General features: G+C 73.3%; 20 protein-coding genes, 1 tRNA gene and 2 pseudogenes. 13 read left to right on the top strand and 10 right to left on the bottom strand.

Annotated features, from left to right (window positions below; all coding sequences use genetic code 11):
• Window positions 1-1,207: 1,207 nt before the first annotated feature.
• A pseudogene (locus C3492_RS46935) lies at window positions 1,208-2,104 on the top strand (response regulator); the annotation flags it as partial.
• 63 nt (window positions 2,105-2,167) lie between these two features.
• Here the strand turns inward: C3492_RS46935 and C3492_RS23090 are convergent.
• The 4 genes and pseudogenes from C3492_RS23090 to C3492_RS23075 all read right to left on the bottom strand — a co-directional run bounded on the left by C3492_RS23090 (window position 2,168) and on the right by C3492_RS23075 (window position 5,437).
• The gene (locus C3492_RS23090; protein WP_181140507.1) at window positions 2,168-3,844 is read right to left on the bottom strand and encodes a long-chain fatty acid--CoA ligase; all 1,677 of its coding nucleotides are present in this window, start codon (window positions 3,842-3,844) and stop codon (window positions 2,168-2,170) included.
• A gap of 175 nt (window positions 3,845-4,019) precedes the next feature.
• The gene (locus tag C3492_RS23085; RefSeq protein WP_103813650.1) at window positions 4,020-4,577 is read right to left on the bottom strand and encodes a SigE family RNA polymerase sigma factor; all 558 of its coding nucleotides are present in this window, start codon (window positions 4,575-4,577) and stop codon (window positions 4,020-4,022) included.
• Between the two features lie 147 nt (window positions 4,578-4,724).
• Window positions 4,725-4,862, bottom strand: a pseudogene (locus C3492_RS23080) (lipid-transfer protein); the annotation flags it as partial.
• A 263-nt stretch (window positions 4,863-5,125) separates the two neighbouring features.
• Window positions 5,126-5,437 (bottom strand): hypothetical protein, encoded by a 312-nt coding sequence (locus C3492_RS23075; RefSeq protein ID WP_103813649.1) that lies wholly within the window; start codon window positions 5,435-5,437, stop codon window positions 5,126-5,128.
• A 369-nt stretch (window positions 5,438-5,806) separates the two neighbouring features.
• Between C3492_RS23075 and C3492_RS23070 the strand changes: the two genes are divergently transcribed.
• Window positions 5,807-6,679, top strand: a complete 873-nt coding sequence (locus tag C3492_RS23070) for a bifunctional DNA primase/polymerase (protein ID WP_103813648.1) — start codon at window positions 5,807-5,809, stop codon at window positions 6,677-6,679.
• Between the two features lie 23 nt (window positions 6,680-6,702).
• Here the strand turns inward: C3492_RS23070 and C3492_RS23065 are convergent, their stop codons facing one another.
• From C3492_RS23065 to C3492_RS23055, 3 genes are all read right to left on the bottom strand, one after another.
• On the bottom strand, window positions 6,703-7,104 hold the full coding sequence (locus tag C3492_RS23065; protein ID WP_258055828.1) for a hypothetical protein: 402 nt from the start codon (window positions 7,102-7,104) through the stop codon (window positions 6,703-6,705).
• A gap of 168 nt (window positions 7,105-7,272) precedes the next feature.
• Window positions 7,273-7,357, bottom strand: a tRNA-Ser gene (locus C3492_RS23060).
• Between the two features lie 79 nt (window positions 7,358-7,436).
• Entirely contained in the window at window positions 7,437-8,873 is a 1,437-nt protein-coding gene (locus C3492_RS23055) for a S1C family serine protease (RefSeq protein WP_103813647.1), read from the bottom strand.
• Between the two features lie 240 nt (window positions 8,874-9,113).
• On the opposite strand from C3492_RS23055, the gene C3492_RS23045 reads away from it, so the two are divergent.
• From C3492_RS23045 to C3492_RS23035, 3 genes are all read left to right on the top strand, one after another.
• A complete protein-coding gene (locus C3492_RS23045; RefSeq protein ID WP_103813646.1) occupies window positions 9,114-9,941 on the top strand; it encodes a glycerophosphodiester phosphodiesterase in 828 nt (275 codons plus the stop codon).
• Between the two features lie 81 nt (window positions 9,942-10,022).
• Window positions 10,023-10,664: an ATP-binding protein gene (locus C3492_RS23040; RefSeq protein WP_103813645.1), complete on the top strand. Its 642-nt coding sequence runs from the start codon at window positions 10,023-10,025 to the stop codon at window positions 10,662-10,664.
• Between the two features lie 145 nt (window positions 10,665-10,809).
• Window positions 10,810-11,772, top strand: coding sequence for a DUF5926 family protein (locus tag C3492_RS23035; RefSeq protein ID WP_103813644.1), 963 nt, complete (start codon window positions 10,810-10,812; stop codon window positions 11,770-11,772).
• A gap of 263 nt (window positions 11,773-12,035) precedes the next feature.
• Here the strand turns inward: C3492_RS23035 and C3492_RS23030 are convergent, their stop codons facing one another.
• Complete coding sequence (locus tag C3492_RS23030) at window positions 12,036-12,509, bottom strand: hypothetical protein (protein ID WP_103813673.1); 474 nt, start codon at window positions 12,507-12,509, stop codon at window positions 12,036-12,038.
• A 172-nt stretch (window positions 12,510-12,681) separates the two neighbouring features.
• Window positions 12,682-13,347, bottom strand: a complete 666-nt coding sequence (locus C3492_RS23025; RefSeq protein WP_103813643.1) for a bifunctional DNA primase/polymerase — start codon at window positions 13,345-13,347, stop codon at window positions 12,682-12,684.
• A gap of 612 nt (window positions 13,348-13,959) precedes the next feature.
• Between C3492_RS23025 and C3492_RS23020 the strand changes: the two genes are divergently transcribed.
• The 3 genes from C3492_RS23020 to C3492_RS23010 all read left to right on the top strand — a co-directional run bounded on the left by C3492_RS23020 (window position 13,960) and on the right by C3492_RS23010 (window position 18,508).
• Entirely contained in the window at window positions 13,960-15,345 is a 1,386-nt protein-coding gene (locus C3492_RS23020) for a PP2C family protein-serine/threonine phosphatase (RefSeq protein ID WP_103813642.1), read from the top strand.
• Between the two features lie 157 nt (window positions 15,346-15,502).
• Complete coding sequence (locus C3492_RS23015; protein WP_103813641.1) at window positions 15,503-16,987, top strand: aminopeptidase P family protein; 1,485 nt, start codon at window positions 15,503-15,505, stop codon at window positions 16,985-16,987.
• Between the two features lie 123 nt (window positions 16,988-17,110).
• A complete protein-coding gene (locus tag C3492_RS23010; RefSeq protein WP_103813640.1) occupies window positions 17,111-18,508 on the top strand; it encodes a PLP-dependent aminotransferase family protein in 1,398 nt (465 codons plus the stop codon).
• On the opposite strand, the gene C3492_RS23005 is transcribed toward C3492_RS23010, so the two are convergent.
• Window positions 18,498-18,941: an ATP-binding protein gene (locus C3492_RS23005; protein WP_103813639.1), complete on the bottom strand. Its 444-nt coding sequence runs from the start codon at window positions 18,939-18,941 to the stop codon at window positions 18,498-18,500. The two genes, C3492_RS23010 and C3492_RS23005, sit on opposite strands and share 11 nt — an antisense overlap.
• A gap of 186 nt (window positions 18,942-19,127) precedes the next feature.
• On the opposite strand from C3492_RS23005, the gene C3492_RS23000 reads away from it, so the two are divergent.
• The 5 genes from C3492_RS23000 to C3492_RS22980 all read left to right on the top strand — a co-directional run bounded on the left by C3492_RS23000 (window position 19,128) and on the right by C3492_RS22980 (window position 24,040).
• Entirely contained in the window at window positions 19,128-19,988 is an 861-nt protein-coding gene (locus C3492_RS23000; RefSeq protein ID WP_181140506.1) for a hypothetical protein, read from the top strand.
• A 175-nt stretch (window positions 19,989-20,163) separates the two neighbouring features.
• Window positions 20,164-20,886, top strand: coding sequence for a YcnI family protein (locus C3492_RS22995; RefSeq protein WP_103813638.1), 723 nt, complete (start codon window positions 20,164-20,166; stop codon window positions 20,884-20,886).
• Window positions 20,887-20,989: 103 nt separating this feature from the next.
• On the top strand, window positions 20,990-21,643 hold the full coding sequence (locus C3492_RS22990; protein WP_103813637.1) for an SCO family protein: 654 nt from the start codon (window positions 20,990-20,992) through the stop codon (window positions 21,641-21,643).
• Window positions 21,640-22,104, top strand: coding sequence for a copper chaperone PCu(A)C (locus C3492_RS22985; RefSeq protein WP_103813636.1), 465 nt, complete (start codon window positions 21,640-21,642; stop codon window positions 22,102-22,104). Before C3492_RS22990 ends, C3492_RS22985 begins: the two co-directional genes overlap by 4 nt.
• A 13-nt stretch (window positions 22,105-22,117) precedes the next feature.
• Window positions 22,118-24,040 (top strand): copper resistance CopC/CopD family protein, encoded by a 1,923-nt coding sequence (locus C3492_RS22980; RefSeq protein ID WP_103813635.1) that lies wholly within the window; start codon window positions 22,118-22,120, stop codon window positions 24,038-24,040.
• Window position 24,041 lies beyond the last annotated feature (1 nt).

Genomic DNA, 24,041 nt, shown 5'->3' with positions numbered 1-24,041 from the left:
GGGCTGTGGCCCAGCCCGCCGAGGCCGCCCGGGCGATGGCGCCCGCGACCGGGCAGACACCGCCGCAGCCCCTTCCGGCGTCGGCCGCTTCCGGCCAGGTCCCACAGGGTACGGCCGTACCGCCGGCCCCCGGTCAGGGGACCCCGGCGCACAGCGTTCCGGCACAGGGGACGGCCGGGCAGGGCAGCCCCGTCCAGGCCGGTACCGCCGCCCCGGCCGGGCAGCCCGCCGCCCAGGCGCAGGGTGCCGTGCCTGCGGGCCCCGGCGCCCAGCCCGGTGCCACCGCCCCGGGCCGACCGGACGCACCGGCCCCGGGCACGCCGGGCCACCCCGCCCCGCCCACGGCACGCCCGCCCCTGTCCCCGCTGGTCAGCCCGCACCCGCCCCGGCCACGCCAGCCCACGGCACGTCCGGCCAGGCTCCGCAGGGCCAGGGCACCGCCCCCCACCTCGCTGTCGCGCAGCCGGGCACCCCGGCCGCCGGTACTCCGGTGGCGTCCCCGGGTGCGCTGCCGCTGCCCGCCGAGGCAGCCGCGGGTCAGGTGCCCGCTGGGGCGCAGGGAGCCCAAGCCGCGCCTGTGCCGCCCGGCGTCCCGCAGCAGTGGCCGGGCGCCGACGACACCTCCGGCACGGGGACCCACTCACCGGCTCCGGGCGCCCCCGCCGCCGGCGTCCCGCAGCAGTGGCCCGGCTCCGGCGACACCTCCGGCACGGGGACCCCAAGCCCGGCCCCCGGCACCCCCACCGCCGGCGTCCCACAGCAATGGCCCGGCTCAGGGGACACCTCCGGTGCCGGGGTCCCCGCCGGTGGCCGGCCGCCGCGGGTCGCGATGCCGTTGCCCGCCGAGGCCGTCGGTGGCACCCCCGTCGACCCGGACTCGACGCAGGGGCGGGCGATCAGCGTCCGTACGCTCGGGCAGGGCGTGCCGTTCGCGCGGCAGGCCGCCCAGGTCCAGCAGCCGACGGCGACCCCGCCGCCGCACGCGCCGGGCGGTTCGGGCCGGCGGCGCAAGCTGGGCACGCGTCCCGACCCGGCGCCCACCGGCCAGGAGTCCCGGCCGGACCAGACGGCCCGGCCGCACCCGTCCGCCGAGCCCGCGCCCGCGCACCCCACGCCGAGCGGACAACCGTCACTCGGCGGCCAGGACTCGCTCGCCGGGCAGCCGACCCCGCCGCACCCCTCGCCCACCGCCCCGGCACCCGTGCCGCAGCCCTCGCTCGGTGGGCAGGCGCGGCCGGCGCAGGGCACCGAGGGGGGCGGGCGGTCGTACGCCATAGGCGCCCCGGGGCCCGATGCCGCCGAGGGGCCGGAGCCGCTGGACGGTCCCGGTGGGGCCGTGGAGGTGGCGGACACCCCGCGTCCGCAGCCGCTGGACGACGAGCTGCCCCCGGAGCCGCTGGACAACCCGCGCCGGCTGCTGGTGTGGCCCGCGCCGGACGTGACGACCCAGCAGGCGCTGAGCGACCGTGGCTACCGGCCGGTGATCGTGCACTCGCGCGAGGAGGTCGACGCCCAGATCGCGGCCTTCCCCGCCGCGTTGTTCGTGGACCCGCTGACCGGACCGATCACGCGGACGGCGTTGCAGTCGCTGCGTCAGGCCGCCGTGGCCGCCGAGGTCCCGGTACTGGTCACGGCCGGGCTGGGGCAGGCGACGCGCGAGGCGGCGTACGGTGCCGACCCCGCCGTACTGCTGAAGGCGCTGGCTCCCCGGGACAGCGAGCAGCATCCTCCGCGGGTGCTGCTCATCGAGGAGCACGCGGAGATCGCGCTGGCGCTGACCGCGACGCTGGAGCGGCGCGGGATGCAGGTGGCGCGGGCCGCGAACGACAACGACGCGGTGACGCTGGCGGGGCAGTTCCGGCCGAACCTGGTGGTGATGGACCTGATGCAGGTGCACCGCCGACGGGCCGGGATCGTGGACTGGCTGCGGGCGAACGGGCAGCTCAACCGCACCCCGCTGGTCGTCTACACCGCCGCCGTCGACCCGGCCGACCTGCCCCGGCTCGCCTCCGGCGAGACCGTGCTGTTCCTCGCCGAGCGGTCGACCAGCGGTGAGGTGCAGTCGCGGATCGTGGACCTGCTGGCCCGGATCGGCACGAACTAGCGCCCCTGTTTCCGACGAGCGGTCGCGGGCCGCCTCCCTCCTGGGGGCGGCCCGCGGGGGTCTTCAGAGCCGGGTGACGTCCAGCCGCCCGTCGGCGTACTGCCGGCGCAGCACCTTCTTGTCGAACTTGCCCACGCTCGTCTTCGGCACCGACTCGACGACCGTCCAGCGTTCGGGGAGCTGCCACTTGGCGATGCGGCCCTCCTCGGCGAGGAAGGCGCGCAGGGTCTCGAAGTCGGCTGTCGCGCCCGGCCGCAGGACGACCGTGGCCAGCGGGCGCTCGCCCCACCTCTCGTCCGGCACGGCGACCACGGCGGCCTCGGCGACGTCCGGGTGGGACATCAGCGCGTTCTCCAGCTCGACGGAGGAGATCCATTCGCCGCCGGACTTGATGACGTCCTTGGCGCGGTCGGTGAGGGTGAGGAAGCCGTCGGGGGAGATGGTGCCGACGTCACCGGTCTTCAGCCAGCCGTCCTCACTGAACTTGTCGGTGGGGCGCAGGGGTTCGGCGTCGGGGCCGTTGTAGTAGGCGCCCGCGATCCAGGGGCCGCGCACCTCCAGCTCGCCCGCCGACGCGCCGTCCCAGGGCAGGCGTTCGCCGCCGGGGCCGGTGAGGCGGGCCTCGACGCCGGCCGGGAAGCGGCCCTGGGTGAGGCGGTAGGCGAACTCCTCGTCGGTGCCCGCCGCGTGGGCCGGCGGGCGGGCGACCGTGCCGAGCGGGGAGGTCTCCGTCATGCCCCAGGCGTGGCAGACCCGCATGCCCAGCTCGTCGAAGGCCGCCATCAGGGAGGGCGGGCAGGCCGAGCCGCCGATGGTGACCTGGGTGAGGGAGGAGATGTCACGGGGTGTGGCGTGCAGCTCGCCGAGGAGGCCCTGCCAGATGGTCGGGACGGCCGCCGCGTGGGTGGGCCGTTCACGCTCGATCATCTCGGCGAGCGGGGCGGGCTGCAGGAAGCGGTCCGGCATCAGCATGTTGACGCCGGTCATGAAGGTGGCGTGCGGCAGGCCCCAGGCGTTGACGTGGAACTGCGGGACGACCACGAGAGAGGTGTCCTGGTCGGTCAGGCCCATCGACTGGGCCATGTTGACCTGCATGGAGTGCAGGTAGATGGAACGGTGGCTGTAGACCACGCCCTTGGGGTCGCCGGTCGTGCCGGAGGTGTAGCACATGGCGGCGGCCCGGCGTTCGTCCAGCTCGGGCCAGTCGTAACCGGTCGGGCGGCCGGCGAGCAGTTCCTCGTACTCGTGCACCCGGGCGGTGGCGCCCTGGAGCGGGGAGCGGTCGCCGGGCCCGGACACGACGATGTGCTCGACGGTGGGCAGCTTGGGCAGCAGCGGTGCGAGCAGCGGGATCAGGGAGCCGTTGACGAGGACGACCTTGTCGGCCGCGTGGTTGACGATCCACACCAACTGCTCGGCAGGCAGGCGCAGGTTGAGCGTGTGCAGCACCGCGCCCATGGACGGGATCGCGAAGTACGCCTCGACGTGCTCGGCGTTGTTCCACATGAGCGTGGCGACCCGGTCGTCGCCGGTCACGCCCAGCTCGTCCCGCAGGGCGTGTGCCAACTGGGCGGCGCGGGTCCCGATCTCGGCGAAGGTGCGCCGGTGGGGCTCGGGTTCCCCGGTCCAGGTGGTCACCCGCGACGAGCCGTGGACCGTCGACCCGTGGGTCAGGATCCTGGAAATCAGCAGCGGTACGTCCTGCATGGTGGCCAGCACGGCGTTCCTCCCGGGCGACATTGCCTACGCGGTAGTAGGGGGGTGCGCTGATTCTGCGCACATACCACGCGGTATGTCACTAGGGGGTGTGTCACTGAGGGGGAGGAAATCCCGGTCGGCGGAAGGGGAAAGCGCGGCCCGGGGGGCTGCGGCGGGGGAGCAGGAGTCCGGCCGGGCGCCGGTGCCCGGGCAAGGGCTAGCGGGCCAGCTCCAGTTCGGGGTCCTCGCGCAGCTTGCCCAGCGCGCGGGACACCGCCGACTTCACCGTGCCCACCGACACGCCGAGCACCTCGGCGGTCTGGGCCTCGCTGAGGTCCTCGTAGTACCGCAGGACCACCATCGCCCGCTGCCGGGCCGGCAGCCGCAGGACGGCCCGCCACATCGCGTCGCGCAGCGCCTGCCGTTCGGCCGGGTCGTCGCCGCCGGTCGCGGGCTCCGGCTCGGGCAGCTCGTCGCAGGAGAACTCGTCCACTCTGCGCTTGCGCCACTGCGAGGTCCGGGTGTTCAGCAGCGCCCGGCGCACATAGCCGTCGAGCGCCCGCTGGTCCTCGATCCGCTCCCAGGCCACATAGGTCTTGGCGAGCGCGGTCTGCAGCAGGTCCTCGGCGTCGCTCGGGTTCGCGGTCAGCGAGCGCGCGGTGCGCAGCAGGACCGGCTGACGGGCCCGCACGTACGACGCGAACGACGGGTAGGCGGGAGTCCGCCGCCCGGGTGCGGCGGCGGCCGAGGCGCTGGTGCAGACGGGTGTGGTCATGACTCCACGCTAGGAGTGCGGCACACGGCGCGGATCGGCCGCAGGTCCCGAAGGCGAGTCCCCCTCAGGTTGTAGGGGTGGGGCTGCCTCCACCTCCTGAAGGTGGAGTACGGGTGTGCCCGGTCTGCGGGTACGACCCTGAGGAGGTCAGCCGTCCCCCGTCAGGACCAGCCCGGACACCGGCACCCCGGCGCCGGCCGTCACCAGGGTGCGAGCCGCCCCCAGGACCTGGTTCACGGCCGTTTCCCGCAGCTGGCGCACCGCCTCCGCGCTGCCGTTCATGCCGGAGCAGCCCGTGCCCGGCTTGGTCGTCTCACGGGCGGACACGTGCTCGATGACCGTGTCGAAGGCGATCTCGCCACCCGGCCACAACGGGCCGCGTGTTCTCCTGACTGCCCGTCAGACTGCGTGGGGCGTCAAGGCCGGCGGCCGCCCGACCGGACCGGGGAACGCCGACGCGGCGGCACCGAAGCACCGCCGCGCCGACGTGTTGCGACCCCGAAGCACACCCCGCGAGCGCCCTCCTCAGGAGGACCCTCGCCCCCGGCTCACCAGAGCTGGGTGAAGTTGACGTCGATGTTCTCGTTGCCCTGCCGGATGGCCGTGAACGCGGAGCCGTTGACCTGGGCGGTGTTGCTCTGGTTCGAGGCACCGGAGCCGGCCGCGTTCTGGTTCGTGGTGGACGAGTTGCCGTTGTTGTCGTCGCCGACCCCGCTGCCGAGGACGGCCGCCACGCCCGAGTTCGATCCGTCGTCCGCGAGGGCGCCGTTGTCCGCCGTCGCGACGCCGGCGAAGAGGGCGGCTGCGAGTGGGAGAGCGGATACGGCGGCGAGAACGCGGGCGGTACGGATGCTTGCCATGTGTTCCTCCAGAACCAAGCACTCTGCGGCCCTGAGGCCGGTGGTACGTGAACTACGGCTGGTGTCGAGGCAGTTGGCCGACCGCCTTGACTGTCGTGGACGACGTCGCGCCTCCAGAGTTGCCCACCGGATCCCCGGCGAACCGTCCTGGAAGCCGCGATTCGCACGCAAGCGTGATGACAAGTCGATAAACCCCTATCGCCATCTTTGATCGCATTCACCCCGGATCCACGCCTCACCTGACATCGCGCCCCCAAGCCGTGCAAGGGATGAATCGTTCCGCCACCATTCCGGCCGATCCGCCCCGTACCGGCGCATCCCGACTACCCACCCCTTCCTATTTTCGAACGGGTGTACGAACATGGAGCCATGGCCACCATCGACCGGCAGGCCACGACGCTGGCCCTCGCACACGCGCTGTCAGCCGCGGAACGCGGACTGGCCGTGATCCCCCTGTCCCGGACGAAACTCCCGGCCCTGCGCTCCCCGCACCGCGACGACCCGAACCCGGTGGGGCGCCCCTGCCACGGCGAGTGCGGCCGCTTCGGCCATGGCGTGTACGACGCCTCCACCGATCCCGTCCGCATCCGCGAGCTCTTCGCCGCCGCTCCCCGGGCCACCGGCTACGGCATCGCCTGCGGGCTGCCTCCGTACCACCTGATCGGCGTCGACCTGGACACGAAGTCCGGCACGGACTCCTCGGCCGCCCTGCGGGAACTGGCCCTGCGCCATCTGTTCACGATCCCGGAGACGGTCGTCGTCCTCACCCCGAGCGGCGGCCGCCACCTCTGGCTGACCGGCCCGCCCGACACCGTCGTACCGAACTCGGCCGGCCGGCTCGCCCCCGGCATCGACATCCGGGGCGCCGGCGGCTACCTCGTCGGCCCCGGTTCCCGCACCGACCACGGCGTCTACACCGCCGCGCCCGGCACCGCCGACCTCGCCCCGGCCTCCTGCCCGCCGTCCCTCCTGCGGCTCCTGCTCCCCCCGCCCCGCGCACCCCACCCCACCCGTCCGGCGGTGGGCGGCCACGGACAGGGGCTGGTCCAGTTCGTGCTGGCCGCGCACGAGGGGCAGCGCAACACCCGCCTGTTCTGGGCCGCCTGCCGCGCCTACGAGAACGGCATCGGGGCCGTCCTGGCCGACTCCCTCGTGGCCGCCGCCCGCGACACCGGCCTGACCGAACGTGAGGCCCGCGCCACGATCGCGTCAGCGGCCCGGCTGACCGGGCACCGGCCGTGAGACGGGCGGCGCCGGCAAGACCTTCACCCCACCGGCTGGGCGAGCAACGGCCAGAGGTAGACCACTCCCGCGATGCACCCCGTGGCCGACCCGGCCATCCAGTACAAGGAGAAGGTGTTGAGGGGCACCTTGACCCAGGGCTTCTCCTCCTGTTCCGCGATGTCGGACGCGACCCTTTTCGCCACCGGCACCAGCATGACGACGAACATCACCAGGGCACAGCTGTAGAAGTACAGGGTGTGAGAGACGGAGTAGCCCTTCACCGCGGCGTTGGGCAGCAGGAACACCCAGCCGGCCAGCGGGGCTACGAGCATGCGCCGCTTCGCCTTCGGCGTCGGCATGCACCAGTACATCGCGGCCAGGTAGACGACGGTGACGCCGACCGCGATGAGCCACCAGGCTTCCGTGGTCAGATGGGCGTGCATGATCGGGGCTCCTCCTGAGGCGGAACGTACGAGCACGGTCGTAGCGGTGGCCGGACCCGGCACGGCGGCCGCTGTCTCGTCGAGCCCTCACCCCCGTCCCGCCCGAATGGATGTGCCGACGGGATCGGCCCCCGACCGTTTCACCCGGTCAGGGGCCGTCCACCTGCGCGGTGGGTGTGGGATTTGAACCCACGGTGGCTCGCGCCACGACGGTTTTCAAGACCGTTCCCTTAGGCCGCTCGGGCAACCCACCTCGTCCCCGTCCCACCTGGGGCGGAGCGGGTACAGCGTACCGGGCGCGGGCCGGGGTGTGGGGGCACGGCCCCCGTGGGTCAGTTGTCGCCCACCCGGGAACCCAGTGTCAGTTCCACCGTGTGCTCCTGGCCGCCCCGCTTGTAGGTGACCGTCACCTTGTCGCCCGGCTTGTGGGTCCAGATCTCGCCGATGAGGGTCGGTCCGCTGTCGATCACGTGGTCGTCGAGCTTGGTGATGACGTCACCGGGCTTGAGGCCGGCCTTGTCCGCCGGACCGCCCGTCTCCACCGCGGCGGAGCCGCCCGTGCCCTGGTCGGTGATCTGCGCGCCGTCACTGGAGTCCTGCAGGGACACGGACGCGCCGATGCGCGCGTACACCGGCTTGCCGGTCTTGATCAGTTGCTGGGCGACGTACTTGGCCTGGTTGATCGGGATGGCGAAGCCCAGGCCGATCGAGCCGGACTGGCCGGTGCCGAAGCCGCCGCTGCCGGTGGACTGGATCGCGGAGTTGATGCCGATGACCGCGCCGGAGGCGTCCAGCAGCGGGCCGCCGGAGTTGCCGGGGTTGATGGACGCGTCGGTCTGCAGGGCGCTCATGTACGACGCCTTGCTGCTGGAGCTGCCGTCGCTGGAGGCCACCGGGCGGTTCTTGGCGCTGATGATGCCCGTCGTGACCGTGTTGGACAGGCGGAAGGGCGCGCCGATGGCGATGGTCTCGTCACCGACGGCCACCTTGTCGGAGTCACCGAGGGGGAGCGGCTTGAGGTCGGAGGGGGCGTTCTTCAGCTTGATGACCGCGACGTCGTAGCCCTCTGCGTGGCCGACGATCTCGGCGTCGTACTTCTTGCCGTTCGGGAAGGTGGCCGTCAGCTTGCCGCCGTCCACCGCGTCCGCCACCACGTGGTTGTTGGTGACGATGTGACCCTGGGTGTCGAAGACGAACCCGGTGCCCACCCCGCCCTCGCCGTTGGTGCTCTCCGCCTCGATGGTCACCGTGCTGGGCAGCGCCTTGGCGGCCACGTTGGCGATCGTCCCCGGCGCGCGCTTGACCTGCGTGGCGCCGCTGTCGGACGCGGAGACGGTGGTGGAGCCGCGGTCGTCCCGGTCCTTGGCCAGGGTGTAGCCGAGGCCGCCGCCCAGGCCGCCCGCCACCAGCGCGGCCACCAGGACCGCCGCGACCAGCCCGCCGCGTCCGCCGCGCGGCTGGGGGGCGGGCTGCTGGTAGGTGCTTCCCCAGCCGGTGCCCGCGGCGCCGGAGCCGCCGTCGGCGTAGGCCGGGGTGGTCGGCGGCGGGGGCGGCCAGGAGCCGTCGGGGGCCGGGCCGGGCTGGTGCGCCGTGCCGTGGTCCGCCGTGGCGGAGGCCGCCGGGGCCTCGTGGGGCACGGGCGGGAGCGGGGCCGTCGGCGCGTTCCCCTCGGGCGCGGGGCCCTGCGGGGAAGCGGCGGGAGAGGCCATCGGCACGGGAGGTGCGGACGGCGCCGGGGGTACCGTGTTGCCCTCGTTCTCGGTGCTCACAGGTCTTCTCCTCGATCCACGCCTGGTGTCGTCGGTCGCACTGGTCTGCAGTCAGCTTTTCCCACGGGCCGTCAGAGCACCATAAGCGGTGGCTGTGGGTCCGGCAGCCGTCTTTATATAGGTTTATATAGGATCTTTCGAGCAAAGGTTTTGTAACGTGCATGCCGCATGCCCCCCGTTCGTCGCAGGGACGGACCCGCACCGGCCCCGTGCACCCGGCGACGGTGGCACCATGACGCGGTGACCCACGCACGACAGCACTCCCTCCAGGTCGTCGCCCACCGCGGCGCCTCGGAGGACGCACCCGAACACACCCTCGCCGCCTACCGGAAGGCCATCGAGGACGGCGCGGACGCCCTGGAGTGCGACGTACGGCTGACCGCGGACGGCCATCTGGTCTGCGTCCACGACCGGCGGGTGAACCGTACCTCCAACGGCCGCGGCGCGGTGTCCGCGCTGGAACTGGCCGATCTGGCCGCCCTCGACTTCGGCTCCTGGAAGACGCGCGAGGCCTGGCGCGGACGGGACGAGGAACCCGACTGGGAGCACCGGCCGGAGGACCGCGAGGAGACCTCCGTGCTCACCCTGGAGCGGCTGCTGGAGCTGGTCGCGGACGCCGGGCGGCGGGTGGAGCTGGCCATCGAGACCAAGCACCCCACGCGCTGGGCGGGGCAGGTCGAGGAGCGGCTGCTGGCCCTGCTGAAACGGTTCGGACTGGACGCGCCGGCGTCAGCCGCCGAGTCGCCGGTCCGGGTCATGAGCTTCTCGGCGCGTTCGCTGCACCGGGTGCGGGCCGTGGCGCCGACACTGCCGACGGTGTACCTGATGCAGTTCGTCTCGCCCCGGCTGCGCGACGGACGGCTGCCCGTGGGCGTCGGCATCGCGGGGCCCTCGATCCGTATCGTGCGCAGTCACCCCGCCTACGTGGAGCGGCTGAAGCGGGCCGGTCACCAGGTCCACGTGTGGACCGTGAACGAGCCTGAGGACGTCGATCTCTGTGTCGGGCTGGGCGTCGACGCCATCATCACCAACCGCCCGCGCGCGGTGCTGCGGCAACTGGGCCGCTGAGCCGGCCCGTGCCCGCCACGCCCGTGCGGGCCCGTCACTGGGTGTGCTCCGGCGCGTTCGCTGCGTGTCCACCTGTGTCGAATGCGTCACCGGAAGGGGATTGGCCGGTTTCCGGTACAGGCCGAGAGGGCATCCACCCCATGGCGTGGGGCGAAGGAGGTCTCGGGGGTGGCGTTGGTGGTGGCACAGGAGGTGCCCACGTCGTCGAGCATGGCCGTACCCCATGGCCCTGCGGGCGTGGGGAAGGCGCGGCACCGGATGCGGGCGCAGCTGCGCAGCGGTGGCGTATCCGAATCGGTCATCGACGACGCCGTACTGATCCTTTCCGAACTGTTGAGCAACGCCTGCAAGCACGGGCGGCCCCTGGGGGACGCGCCGGCCGGGGACGGGGACGTCCGCGCCGCCTGGCGGGTCGACGCGCGCGGGCGGCTCGTCGTGGAGGTCACGGACGGCGGCGGCCCGACCCGCCCGGCGCCGGCCACGCCCTCGGTGACCGCGCACGGCGGCCGCGGGCTGAACATCATCACGGCCCTCGCCGACGACTGGGGCGTCCGGGACGACGTCCAGGGCGAGGTGACGGTCTGGGCGCTGGTCCACGAGGACGTCCACGATCCCGACGCCGGGTGCCGCCGCGAGGGTTTCGCTACGCGCGTCACCCGCTCCGCGCCGCTGCCCGAGCTGTCCGGGCTCGACTTCGCCGACGTGTTCGACGACCTGGACTGAACCAGGGCGGCGTCCCCGTTCACCGCCCGTGGATTCACCCACCGGCGTCGAGCGCGCGTGCGTTGTCCACAGGTTCCCGTCGGTCATGGTCCGAACGGCTAGGCTCCGGACGTACGAGAAGAGCCGTAACCGGGAGACACCCACCATGGCCAAAAAGCGACCCCAGACGAAGGCCAAGCCGCAGCTGATCGACGGGGAGATCCCGGTTGTCGGCGCCCGCGAACCCTGCCCCTGCGGCAGCGGCCGGCGCTACAAGGCCTGCCACGGCCGGGCGGCCGCGCACGCCGCGACCGAGCTGGTGCAGCGCCCGTTCGAGGGACTGCCCGGCGAGTGCGACTGGGTCGCGCTGCGCGAGCTGGTCCCGGCCGCGACGGCAGGGCTGCCCCTGCGCGGCGGCCTGCCCGAGGGCGTTCCGTCGGTCACCCTGGCCACCGTGCTGCCGATGGCCTGGCCCGCGCTGCGCCGCGACGACGGCTCGGTGCTGATCGGCCTGCAGAACGACACGGCCTCCGGCGACATCAGCCGTGACCTCGCCGACACGCTGCTGCGCGCGCTGGAGGCCGCGCCCGGCACCCCGGTGCAGGGCCGCCGGGCCCCCGCCGAGGGGCCGCGCCTGCAGGATCTGCTCGACCCGGAGGGCGCGTTCGAACCGGTCGTGCACAGCGGCTTCGAGTTCTGGGTGCCGGACGCGGAGAACGCCACGCCGGAGGTGGCCGCCTCCCTGGAGCGGGCCAACGCCGCCGCCATCCCGACCGTGAAGCTGTCCGGTGTGGACGCCGCCTACTGGTGCCAGACCCCGGAGAAGAACCACCTGCGCTGGGTCATGCCCCACCCGGAGGAGCAGCTTCTGGACGCCCTCGCGCGGTTGCACGCGGCGGGCAGGTCCAGCCTCGGCGAGGGCACCCGGCTCGTGGGCTCCTTCCGTGCTCACGGCCTCATCGTGCCGGTCTGGGACCTGCCGACCGGGGTCACCGCGGAGGACGTGGAGAAGCCGGCCGCCGAGTTCGCCGAGCGCCTCGCCGCCGCCCTCGCCGTCGAGGAGCCGCTGACTCCGGAGGAGCGCCGGGCGCGCGGCGGCCTGACCAACCGGCAGGTCACGCTGAGCTGACGCCCCCCGCGCGGATGTTCACGGCTGACCGGTCGGTCAGCCGTGAACAGCGGACCGCGCGGCAGGTGACTCGCGTCACAACTCCCGGTTTCGACAGGGCAATCGGTGTCCGAATAGCCAACCCGGAATTTGCGAACCGCCGATCTCTTGTTACCGTTCCAGTAGCCCGGTTGCTGGTGCATCCCCCGTCGCCAGCAACCGGGTCTTTCCATGCCCGCGTACGGCGGGCTGCGCGCAGCGGGTCGCCAACTCTGCCCGGACGCTCAGGAGTTGCTGCCGGAGCGGAGCAGCAGCGCCCCGTCAGGGCCGCGCTCGGCGAACTCGGAGACGGCCGTGTAGGCGTCCGGTCCGCCCCGGCTGCGCTCGCGCGGGGTCTCACAGGTGGCGGGCTCGTCGTCGGTCCCGGTGGCACAGCGGATCTGCACGGTCCGGTCGCCCGGGCCCATCAGGCTCAGCACGGAGTCCAGCGACCGGCCGGTGGCGTTGCGGTAGTAGGCGCGCGCCCAGGTGTCCTCGCCCTGCGTCAGCACACAGGTCTGCGCCTCGATGCCGTCGGGCGAGGTGAGTTCGGGGCCGCAGCGGGCGGCGGTGGCGAGCCCGAGACCGAGCAGGTGGGGGGAGCGGCTGCGGGTGTCCGGGCGGGTCGTGGCGTCACCGCGGGGGGCGGCCGGTACTGCGGCCCGGCCGGCGTCGCCCGCCTGCCGTGCGGAGGCCACGGCCAGCGGCAGCGCGACCATGGCCGCCACGAAGCCCGCCAGGGCGAGCAGACGGAGCTGGCGGGGGTCGGGCTTTCGGTGGTTCCGCCGGCCGCGGTGCGGCCGTGGGGCGCGGTGGCCGCCGGGTTGACGCTGCATATGCGGACGATAACGAGCGAGCGGGGCTCACGCGCCCCGCCCGCGCCCGACACCCCTACAACTCGGGCGCGCTCACACCCGTACGAGTGAGGGCGTCGACCACGGCGTCCACGACGGCCTCCACATCGGGCACCCAGGGCGCGGCGGAGCCGGGCAGCGGCGCACGCTCCCAGCGGACGGCGCCCTGGCCGGTCTCGGACGGGGGCAGCGCGAGATAACCGCCCTCGCCGTGGAAGCGCAGGGAGCCGGGGACGAAGTCCTTGGCGTAGAGCAGTTCGCCGAGTTGCTCCATGGAGTACGGCTTGACGAGCAGTGCCCAGCGGGTGGGCGAGGCGATCACCGGTCCGAGCCTCATGCCGCGCCGGTCGAGCAGGGCGAGGGCGCGGGAGGCGGCGAGCGCCGGCAGGCTGACCGCGCAGGGCGCCTTGCCTCCGGTGGCCAGGATGACCGGGGCGGCCGGCCGGTTGGTCCACCACCAGCGCACCATGCGCGCGTCGGTGGTGGCGGCGAGCAGTCCGGGGTCGAAGGGGTGCGCACCGGGCACCGTGCACTCGGGATCGGGGCAGGCGCAGCGGGCCCGCCCCTGCGGGTCCGGCGCCACACCGGGGAGCACCGGCCACTGCCATTGCGTCGCGAAGGTCAGGGCCGCGCCGATCAGTTCAGGCCTCCCGTCGTTCCGCCTGGACAGAAGCCTGCGTCGCCTTCCGAGGATCTCGCGCATGAGCGCTCGTTCCTTTCCGTTGCACCGCTGGCAACACCGTGGGCCACATCACACCATGTGTCGATCACTTCACTGGGCGTACCTGTTGGCGCATCACACCCCCGCGCACGGCAGGGGGAACCCCAGGGGGTCGAGCGTTGGCCGCGTCCGCGTCCATAGTGCGTCTATCAAAAGCACGGCTGCGGCGTGGGGGTGGCGAAGTCTGGCGTTTTGCCGTCGCGCGTATTTCTCTCCGCCTCCGCCACGGGAGGATGGGGCTCGGCCGTCGGTGGCTATGACGCCCGGGTCCGTCGCCAGGTTCCGGGTGGCCCCCAACCACCCCTGGCCTTCTCCGAGTACGTACCCATCACGACCGCTGTGACGCTCCGTGGAGCAAGGCCAGTCGACCGCAATGAACCGATACCTAAGGCAGTTTTGAGCCAACTTGGCAGTAAGGCAAGGGGTTCGAGGAAAACCCTCACCAACCTCATGGACACCAGGAATCCCCGCAGGACAATGCTGGACATCCCCTCACGAGTACGTGTACATGTGGAGACACTGCTAGCGGCGCAGAATGACATGGGGGTTTGCGATGCTTTTCAGCAATACGCACCGGTCTGAAGGCCGGACGCCATGAACGCCCCGCACCCTCCGAAAGTGGCTGGAATCGATCCCACTGTCACCACAGCCGCCCACACTGCCGCACCCGCCTCCCCCACCTCCGGCCCCGCTCCCGCGGTCCCCGCGCCGCACAGCCCGGCCCCCGGCACCCTGCTCCAGGACCGGCTGGCCGGCTGGGTCTCCGATCTCACGACCCTCCACGAGCTCACCGAGCGCCTCTCCCGCACCAGCGCCCTCGACGCCGCCCTGCACGAACTCCTGCGCGCGGGCGCCGCCCTGGTCGGCGCCCGCCGCGGCCTGGTCGTCCTGGAGCCCGCCGACGGCGACGGGCCCCGCACCACCCTCGGCCTCGGTCTCGGCCGCGCCGACCTCGGCCACATCGAGACCGTGCCGCGCGGCGCCCTGCCGTACGACACCCGCGGCGCCGCCGAGATCGTCCACCCGGACCTGTTCGCCGAGGAGGGCCTGGACCCGCGCCACCGCGAGGTGGCCGCCCGCCTCGGCTACGCCGCCAGCTACGCCCTCCCGCTCGCCACCGAGTCCGCGGGCCGCCTCGGCGCCGTCGTCTGGCTCTACGACGAACCGGCCGAGCCGCACGAGCGCCGGCGCCACCTCGTGGGCCTGTACGTCCGGCACGCCACCGAGCACCTCGCCCGGCTGCTGGAGGTGGAGCGCACGCGCGCGTGCGTGGCGACCCTCACCGAGGAACTGCTGCCCGCCCGGCTGCCCCGGGTGGCCGGCGTCCAGCTCGCCGCCCGGCACCGCGCGGGCCCGCGCGGCGGCGGTGACTGGTACGACGCCCTGCCGCTGCCGGAGGCCGCCCTCGGCCTCTCGGTCGGCTCGGTCACCGGCTGCGGGCCGAGCGCGGTGGCCGCCATGGGGCGGCTGCGCGCCTCCCTGCGCGCGTACGCCGTGATGGAGGGCGAGGACCCGGTCGCCGTCCTGTCCGACCTGGAACTGCTGCTGCGGCTGACCGAGCCGGCCCGCTCGGCCACCGCCCTGTTCGCCTACTGCGAGCCGGCCGTACGCAAGGTCACCCTGGCCGGTGCCGGGCACAGTCCGCCGCTGCTGACCGGCGAGCGGCGCACCGAGTTCGCCGAGACCTCCGTCTCCGCGCCGCTCGGCATGCTCGCCTGCTGGGAGGCGCCCAGCGTGGAGATCCAGGCGGAGGCCGGGGAGACGGTCCTGCTCTACACCGACGGGCTGCTGCACCGTACCGGCGACCCGATGGACCGGGCCTTCGCCCGGCTGCACGCCGCCGCCGCGGGCGTCCCGCGCGCGGTGCGGCAGGATCCGGGGGCCGTCGCCGACCACGTCCTGCGGGCGGTCCTGCCGGACGGCCTGGACGCGGCCGACAGCGAGGAGGACGTGGTCCTGCTGGCGGCCCGCTTCGACTGAGCCGCACGCTCCGCGCGGCTGGCATGACCGGGCATAACAGGTCATCCGCCCCCGCCCGCTCCCGGTACGACCGTACGATGATGGTGGTCCCCGCTCGGCCACAAGCAGGAGCGTCGCGGGCCCCGGGGGAGATCACTGGCGTATCGAGGAGGATCACGTGTCCGACGAGCTCAACCCGGCTGTCCCCGACTCCGCTACCGCGGAGGGCCCGGAGACCGAGGCCGAGGAGACCGTCAAGCAGCGGAAGAACGGCCTGTACCCGGGCGTCTCCGACGAGCTTGCCGAGAACATGAAGTCCGGCTGGGCCGACACGGAGCTGCGTGACCTGGAGCCGATCCCGCAGGCCGCCGAGACCGCGCGCCGCCGTGCCGCGCTCTCCGCCCGCTTCCCGGGCGAGCGCCTGGTGATCCCGGCGGGCAACCTGAAGACCCGCTCGAACGACACCGAGTACCCCTTCCGCGCCTCCGTCGAGTACGCGTACCTCACCGGCAACCAGACCGAGGACGGCGTCCTGGTGCTGGAGCCCAGGGGCGACGGCCACGAGGCCACCCTCTACCTGCTGCCGCGCTCCGACCGCGAGAACGGCGAGTTCTGGCTCTCCGGCCAGGGCGAGCTGTGGGTCGGCCGCCGGCACTCCCTCACCGAGTCCGAGGCGCTGTACGGCATCCCGGCCGCCGACGTGCGCGAGCTGGCCGACAAGCTCCGCGAGGCCACCGGCCCGGTCCGGGTGGTGCGCGGCCACGACGCCGGCATCGAGGCGGCCCTGACCGACAAGGTCACCGCCGAGCGCGACGAGGAGCTGCGCGTCTTCCTCTCCGAGGCCCGTCTCGTCAAGGACGAGTTCGAGATCGGCGAGCTGCAGAAGGCCGTCGACTCGACGGTCCGCGGTTTCGAGGACGTCGTCAAGGTCCTCGACAAGGCCGAGGCGACGAGCGAGCGCTACATCGAGGGCACGTTCTTCCTCCGCGCGCGCGTGGAGGGCAACGACGTCGGCTACGGCTCCATCTGCGCGGCCGGCCCGCACGCCTGCACCCTGCACTGGGTCCGCAACGACGGCCCCGTCCGCTCCGGCGACCTGCTGCTGCTGGACGCGGGCGTGGAGACCCACACCCTCTACACCGCCGACGTCACGCGCACGCTGCCGGTCAACGGCACGTACAGCGAGATCCAGAAGAAGATCTACGACGCCGTGTACGAGGCCCAGGAGGCCGGTATCGCGGCCGTGAAGCCGGGCGCCAAGTACCGCGACTTCCACGACGCCGCGCAGCGCGTGCTGGCCGAGAGGCTCGTCGAGTGGGGCCTGGTCGAGGGCCCGGTCGAGCGGGTCCTGGAGCTGGGCCTCCAGCGCCGCTGGACCCTGCACGGCACGGGGCACATGCTCGGCATGGACGTCCACGACTGCGCCGCCGCGCGGACCGAGACGTACGTGGACGGCACGCTGGAGCCGGGCATGGTGCTCACCGTCGAGCCGGGGCTGTACTTCCAGGCCGACGACCTGACCGTGCCGGAGGAGTACCGGGGCATCGGCGTCCGGATCGAGGACGACATCCTCGTGACCGAGGACGGCAACCGGAACCTGAGCGCCGCGCTGCCCCGGCAGTCGGACGAGGTCGAATCGTGGATGGCCTCTCTGAAGGGCTGATCTGCGTTTGAATGGCCGGGCACCGCAGAGGTGCCCGGCCATGTCGTCTGCGGGTGGAGCCGTGGCCGGTCGCGCAGTTTTCCGCGCCCCCGTCGGGGCGCGTGCAGTGACGGGGGTGGAGACGTGGACGACTTCTGGGCGGGCGTCGGTGTGGACCTGCATCTCGAACCGGACTCGGCCGACGGGCGGCGGGTGGGGCTCGAACGGGCCCTCAGGGACGCCGTACGGGACGGGCGGCTCGCGCCCGGTACCCGGCTGCCCGCCACCCGGCGGCTCGCGGCCGACCTCGGGATCTCGCGCGGCACCGCGAAGGCCGCCTACGACCAGCTCGTCGCCGAGGGGTATCTGACGGCACGGCAGGGCTCGGGCACGCGGGTCGCCGAGCTGCCGGCCGTGCAGGCGGAGGAGCCGGGGACGGACACGCGCGCGCGTGCGCCGCGTCTCGACCTGCGTCCCGGCAGCCCGGACGTCGGCGCGTTCCCGGCGGCGGCCTGGCTGCGCGCGCTGCGCCGCGCCATCGCGACGGCGCCCTCGCTGGCGTACGACTACGGCGACCCGCGCGGCCGGATCGAGCTGCGCACCGCGCTCTCCGGCTATCTGGGGCGGGCGCGCGGGGTGCTGGCGCCGCCGGAGCGGATCGTGATCACCTCCGGCTACGTGCAGGGCCTGGCGCTGCTCACGCGGGTGCTGGACGGCGCCGCCGTCGCCATGGAGGACCCGGGGCTGCCCTTCCACCGGGAGGTGGTGCGGCACAACGGCGGAACGGTCCTGCCGGTGCCGGTCGACGCGCGCGGGGTACGCCCCGAGGAGCTGGGCGGGGCGGCGGCCGTGGTGGTCACGCCGGCCCACCAGTACCCGACCGGGGTCACCCTGCACCCCGAGCGGCGCCGGGCGCTCACCGACTGGGCACGCGCGCGCGGCGGACTGATCGTGGAGGACGACTACGACGGCGAGTTCCGCTACGACCGCCAGCCCGTGGGCGCGGTCCAGGGCATGGCACCGGGCCAGGTGGTGTACCTGGGCACCGCCTCCAAGACCCTGGGCCCGGCGCTGCGGCTCGGCTGGATGGTGCTGCCACCGCACCTGGTCGACGCGGTCGCCGACGCCAAGCTGCACAGCGACCACCACACCGAGACCATCGGCCAGCTCGCGCTCGCGGAGCTGATCGACAGCCACGCGTACGACCGCCATGTGCGCGCGTGCCGGCTGCGCTACCGGCGGCGCCGGGACCAGCTGCTGGACCGGCTGGGGGCGCGCCGCAGCGTGCGCGGGATCGCGGCCGGGCTGCACGCGCTGATCGAGGTGCCGGACGAGGCCGCCGTCCTGGACCGCGCGGCGGCAGAGGGCCTGGCGCTGGGCGCGCTCGGCGACCACTGGCACACCCCGGGCCCCGGCCGGCCCCAGGGCCTGGTCGTCGGCTACGGCACTCCCAGGGAGCGGCTGTACCCGGAGGCCCTGGAGACCCTGGCGAAGGTCCTCGGACAGCTCGGCGGCACCGGCAGGGCGTCCGCTAGGCCGTGAGGAGGGACGGGTCCTTCCGCCATTTGAGGATCTTGTCGAAGCTGACCACCGTCCCGCCCCGGCCGGGCTTCGGGCCGATGTGGACGTGGTCGGCCAGTTCGCGGATCAGACAGAGGCCGCGGCCGTGCTCGGCGTCGGGGCGGGCCGGCCGGGGGTCCTGCGGACGCGCGAAGCCGGGACCGGAATCGGTCACTTCGATACGGCACTTCTCGCCGTCGAGATAGGCGGTCACCCGGTACGCCTCCGAGGCACCGCGGGCGGCGTCCCCGCCGTGCTCGACGGCGTTCGCGCAGGCCTCGCTCAGGGCGACGGACAGGTCGTAGGAGATCTCCGGGTCGACCCCCGCCGTCTCCATCGTGCCGATCAGCAGCCGCCGGGCGAGCGGCACGCTGGCGGCCTCGCGCCGCAGATGGAGTGACCACCAGATGCTCATGCTCCAGCCTCCTGGCCGCGGCTCGACATACCGTTACGTATTGCCGCCCGTAGGCGGCCGTAAGCACTCCGTTGACGTGTCTGCGCCCATCCGGCCGATGCGCCGGGGGAGGAATCGGTGTATGAGGGACGCCTCAGGCGCCCTGCCGTATGCGAGCGGTAAGGGCAGTGCGATGATGACCCCGCCATGACTGCCCCCCACACAAGCACGGCGCACTCCGGAGCCGGGCTCCGGATCCTGCGGGCCGCGGTGTTCGCCGCGGTCTGCGTCGCGCTGGCCGCGGGCGGGCACTCCCTGGCCTCCTGCGCGCGCGTGCCGCTGTGGACGCTCGGCGCGGGCTTCCTCGGCGCCCTGCTGCTCGTGGCACCGCTCGCCGGGCGGTCCCGCTCGCTGCCGGGCATCGCCGTGCTCCTCGCCCTCGGCCAGACCGTGCTGCACACGCTGTTCGGGCTGGGCCAGCACGGGGCGACGATGGCCTCCACCGGGATGTCGATGGGCTTCGAGGGGTCGGCGGCCGGCGGGCCGACGGGCGCCGTGCTGAGCGACAGCGCGCTGGTCGAACGGGCCGCGCGGCTCGTGTGCGGCTCGACCGCCGCGTCCCTCACTCCGGGACACGCCTTCCGCCTGCTGCTCGACGCGCGTCTCATCGACCGAGCCGGCCGGCCGACGTCCGGCCTGGGCACCGTCGAGCACGTCCACGACGCCACCGGTGCCTCGGCCGGTCTGCTGCCCTCGCTGCCCATGCTGCTCGGCCATGTGCTCGCGGCCGTCGCCGCCGGCTGGCTGCTGCGCCGCGGGGACCTCGCGGTGCTGCGGCTGATCGAGCTGTCGGCGCATGGAGTCGCGGAGGGGGCGCTCGTACGATCCCTGCGCGCTGCCCTCGCGCTGACGTGTGCCCTGTTCGCCGGCCTGCTGCCCGCCACCGGGCCCGGTCCGCGCGGCCCGCGCCCCGACCGGGACGAGGCGCCGGCCCCGCACACCGCCGTACTCCAGCACACGGTGATCCGGCGCGGCCCGCCCGCCGCCGCCTTCCTCCTCGCCGCCTGACGCGGCCACCGCTCCCCCGACACGGACCCGGTGCGCCGCCGACGCGCGGCACCGCGCGCGTGCGCGTTCTCCCGAGCCGTACGGCCGATTTCCGTGCCGTCCTGCCGCAACACAGGTCACGCGCGCGTATCCCTCTTCATCACCGGTCCTGACTCAGAGTGGAGTGCTTCCTTCCATGAAGGCTTCTCGTATCGCCGCCGCCGCCGCTGTCGCGGGCACGGCCGTCCTCGCCCTGTCCGCCCCCGCCTTCGCGCACGTCTCCGTGCAGCCGGAGGGCCCCGCGGCCAAGGGCGGTTACGCCGTCGTGGACTTCAAGGTCCCGAACGAGCGTGACAACGCCTCGACGACCAAGGTCGAGGTGAACTTCCCGGCCGACCACCCGATCGCCTCGGTGATGCCGGAGGCGATCCCGGGCTGGAAGATCGACATCACCAAGTCCAAGCTGGCCAAGCCGCTGACCATGCACGGCGAGAAGATCGACGAGGCCGTCACCAAGGTCACCTGGACCGCCGACGGCAAGGGCATCGAGCCCGGCTACTTCCAGAAGTTCCCGCTCTCCCTGGGCGCGCTGCCCGAGAACACCGACCAGCTGGTGTTCAAGGCGATCCAGACGTACTCCAACAAGGAGGTCGTGCGCTGGATCGAGGTGCCGCAGGAGGGCCAGGACGAGCCGGAGAACCCGGCCCCGGTCCTGGAGCTGTCCGCCGCCACCGACGACCACCACGGCACGGCGAGCACCGAGAACACCGCCGAGAAGACCGGGAGGACGGCCGCCGCCGAGGACTCCGGCGACGACAGTGACACCACCGCGCGCGTGCTCGGCGTGGTCGGCATCGTCGTCGGCGTCGCGGGCGTGGCCTACGGCGTCCTCGCGGGCCGCCGCCGGACCGCCGCCTGAGCCTTTGTTCCGCAGCGCGCACCGGGTGCCGCACGACCCCGGCACCCGGACCGTCGTACGACCCCGGTGCGCGCCGGAGTTCACACATCTGGGACATTTTTCTATGCGCAAGAAGACGTTCACCGCGGCCGTGCTGCTCGCCGCCGCCACCCTGACCCTCTCCGCCTGCGGCAGCGGCGACGACAGCAAGTCGCCGGTCGCCGTGGTCTCGGGAGGATCGGACGCGGGCAAGGTCGCCACCGTGCTGGACCAGCCGTTCGACAAGCCGGACCTGGTCCTCACCGACACCCACGGCAAGAAGTACGACCTCCGCAAGGAGACCGAGGGCCACCCGACCCTGGTCTACTTCGGCTACACGCACTGCCCCGACATCTGCCCGACGACGATGAGCAATATCGCCGTCGCCAAGAAGGCACTGCCCAAGGCCGAGCAGAACGACCTCCGGGTCGTGTTCGTCACCACCGACCCCGGCCGCGACACCCCGGCCGAGCTGGGCAAGTGGCTCAAGGGCATCGACCCGCAGTTCGTCGGCCTGACCGGCGACTTCGCCAGGATCCAGGCCGGCGCCCGGTCCGTCGGCATCTCCGTGGAGCCGACGACGAAGGACAAGGACGGCAAGCTCGTCTCCGTCCACGGCACCCAGGTCGTCGCCTTCTCGCCGAAGACCGACGCCGGATACGTCCTCTACGGCGAGGACGCCACGGTCGACGACTACACCAAGGACCTGCCCAAGCTCGTCAAGGGAGCCAACCCGTGAGGCGCCGTGCCGCCGTCCTGACCGCGGGCGCGCTCGCCGGGGCCCTGGCCCTCGCCGGCTGCTCCGGGTCCGGCACGGGCTCGGACAAGGCGGAGCTGTCCGTCGGCTCCTCGTACATGCCCCAGCCCGTCTCCGCCGACATGGCCGCCGGGTTCCTGACGATCACCAACAAGGGCGGGGCCGGGGACGAGCTGACCTCGGTCACCAGTGACGTCGCCGGCGAGGTGACCATGCACAGCACGGTCGGCGGGGCCATGACGGAGAAGTCCTCCTTCGCGATACCGGCCCACGGACGGCTCGTCTTCAGAAGCGGGGGCAACCATCTGATGTTCGAGCGGTTGAAGCGCGCGCCGAAGCAGGGCCAGACGGTCACGGTGAAGCTCACCTTCAGCAGGTCCGGGCCGCTCACCGTCGAGATGCCCGTCAAGTCCGCCACGTACAACCCGTCGACCGGCCACTGAGGGAGGGATCACCGTGACCCGGACCATCGCCCCCCGCGTGCGGATCCTGGTGCTGCTGTTCATCGCCGTCACCGGCGCGCTGCTGGCGGGCGCCGGACCGGCCTCCGCCCATGCGGCGCTGACCGGCAGCGACCCCGCGCAGGGGGTGGTGGCCGACAAGGCACCCACCCAGGTGTCGCTCACCTTCTCCGAGAAGGTCGCGCTGAACGACGACTCTCTGCGCGTCCTCGACCCGAAGGGCAAGCCGGTCCAGACCGGCAGCCCGGCCAACGTGAGCGGGACGACGTACGCCGTGCGGCTCAAGAGCGGCCTGGCCGACGGCACGTACACCGTCACCTACCAGGTCGTCTCCGCGGACAGCCACCCCGTCGCCGGTGCCTACACCTTCTCGGTCGGGGCGCCCTCGCGGACCGTCGTCTCCGGCACCGGTCCGGCCGCGGGCGGCGGGGTCGTGGGCGGGCTCTACGCGTTCGGTCGGTACGTGTCGTACGCCGGTTTCATCGTGCTCGCCGGCGGCGCGGCCTTCGTGCTCGCCTGCTGGCGGCCCGGCGCGGGTGTACGGCCCCTCCAGCGGCTGGTCGTCGGCGGCTGGGTCGCGCTGACGGCGGCCACCCTGTGGCTGCTGCTCCTGCGCGGCGCGTACACCACCTCCGGAAAGCTCGCCGACGTCTTCGACCTCGACCTGCTCGGCCAGGTGCTGCAGACGAAGACCGGTGCCGCGCTCGTCTCCCGGCTGCTGCTGCTCGCCGCCGCCGCGCTGTTCGTCGCCGTCCTCTTCGGCGCCTACACCCGGCGCGACGAGGGCGAGGAGAAGCGCGACCTGACCTTCGGGCTCGCCGTCGGCGGGGTGGTCGTCGCCGCCGGGCTCGCCACCAGCTGGGCCATGGCCGAGCACGCCTCGACCGGACTCCAGCCGGGCATCGCCATGCCGGTCGACGTCGTCCACCTGCTGGCCGTCGCCGCCTGGCTCGGCGGCCTCACCGCCCTGCTGACCGCGCTGTACCGGGCACCCGCCGAGACCCCGGTCGAGGCCGCCGCCGTACAGCGCTTCTCCCGGGTGGCCTTCGGCAGCGTCCTCGCCCTCGTCGTCACCGGCGTCTACCAGTCCTGGCGACAGCTCGGCTCCTGGTCGGCGTTCACCGAGACCCGGTACGGACAGCTGCTGCTGGTCAAGATCGGGCTGGTGGCGGTGCTGGTCGGCATCGCGGCCGTGTCCCGGCGGTGGACGGGGCGGCTCACGGACCCGGCCGTCCGCGCCGGGAAGGCGGAGAAGACCCAGGCCCGCAAGGAGCAGGTCGCCGTCTCGAAGGCGACCGGTGACGGCAAGGGCACCGGCGCCGGTTCCCGTGACACCCGGCGCGCCGCCCAGCTCGCCCGGCAGCGCGCGGCCGTCGACGCCGCCCGGCGCAAACGGCTGCGGGACGGCGACCCGAACCGCTTCGGCCTGCGCCGCTCGGTGCTCACCGAGGCCGGCGTCGCCATCGTGCTGCTCGCCGTCACCACCGCGCTGACCCAGACCGAGCCGGGCCGCACCGAGCAGGAGGCCAAGGCGGCCACCTCCGCGTCGGCGGGCTCCGGCACCTCGGCGGCGTCCGGCGCGCTCACCCTGGACATGCCGTTCGACACCGGCGGCACCGACGGCAAGGGCGTCGCCAGCATCGACCTCGACCCCGCGCGCGTGGGCGGCAACGAGATGCACGTCTACGTCCAGCGCCCCAACGGCCGGGCCTTCGACGTCTCGGAGGTGAAGGTCTCCTTCACCCTGGAGGCGAAGAAGATCGGCCCGCTTCCCGTGAACCCCGACCACATCGCCACCGGCCACTGGTCGGCGAACGGAGTGCAGATCCCCATGGCCGGCGACTGGAAGATCTCCGTCACGGTCCGCACCTCCGACATCGACCAGGTGACCGTCTCCAAGAACGCGCAGATCGGCTGAA

This window comes from Streptomyces sp. Ru62, assembly GCF_002920615.1.
In the GTDB taxonomy this organism is placed as follows: domain Bacteria; phylum Actinomycetota; class Actinomycetes; order Streptomycetales; family Streptomycetaceae; genus Streptomyces.
The sequence above is the reverse complement of the archived record's forward strand: the minus strand, read 5'-3'. Positions and strand labels throughout refer to the sequence as shown.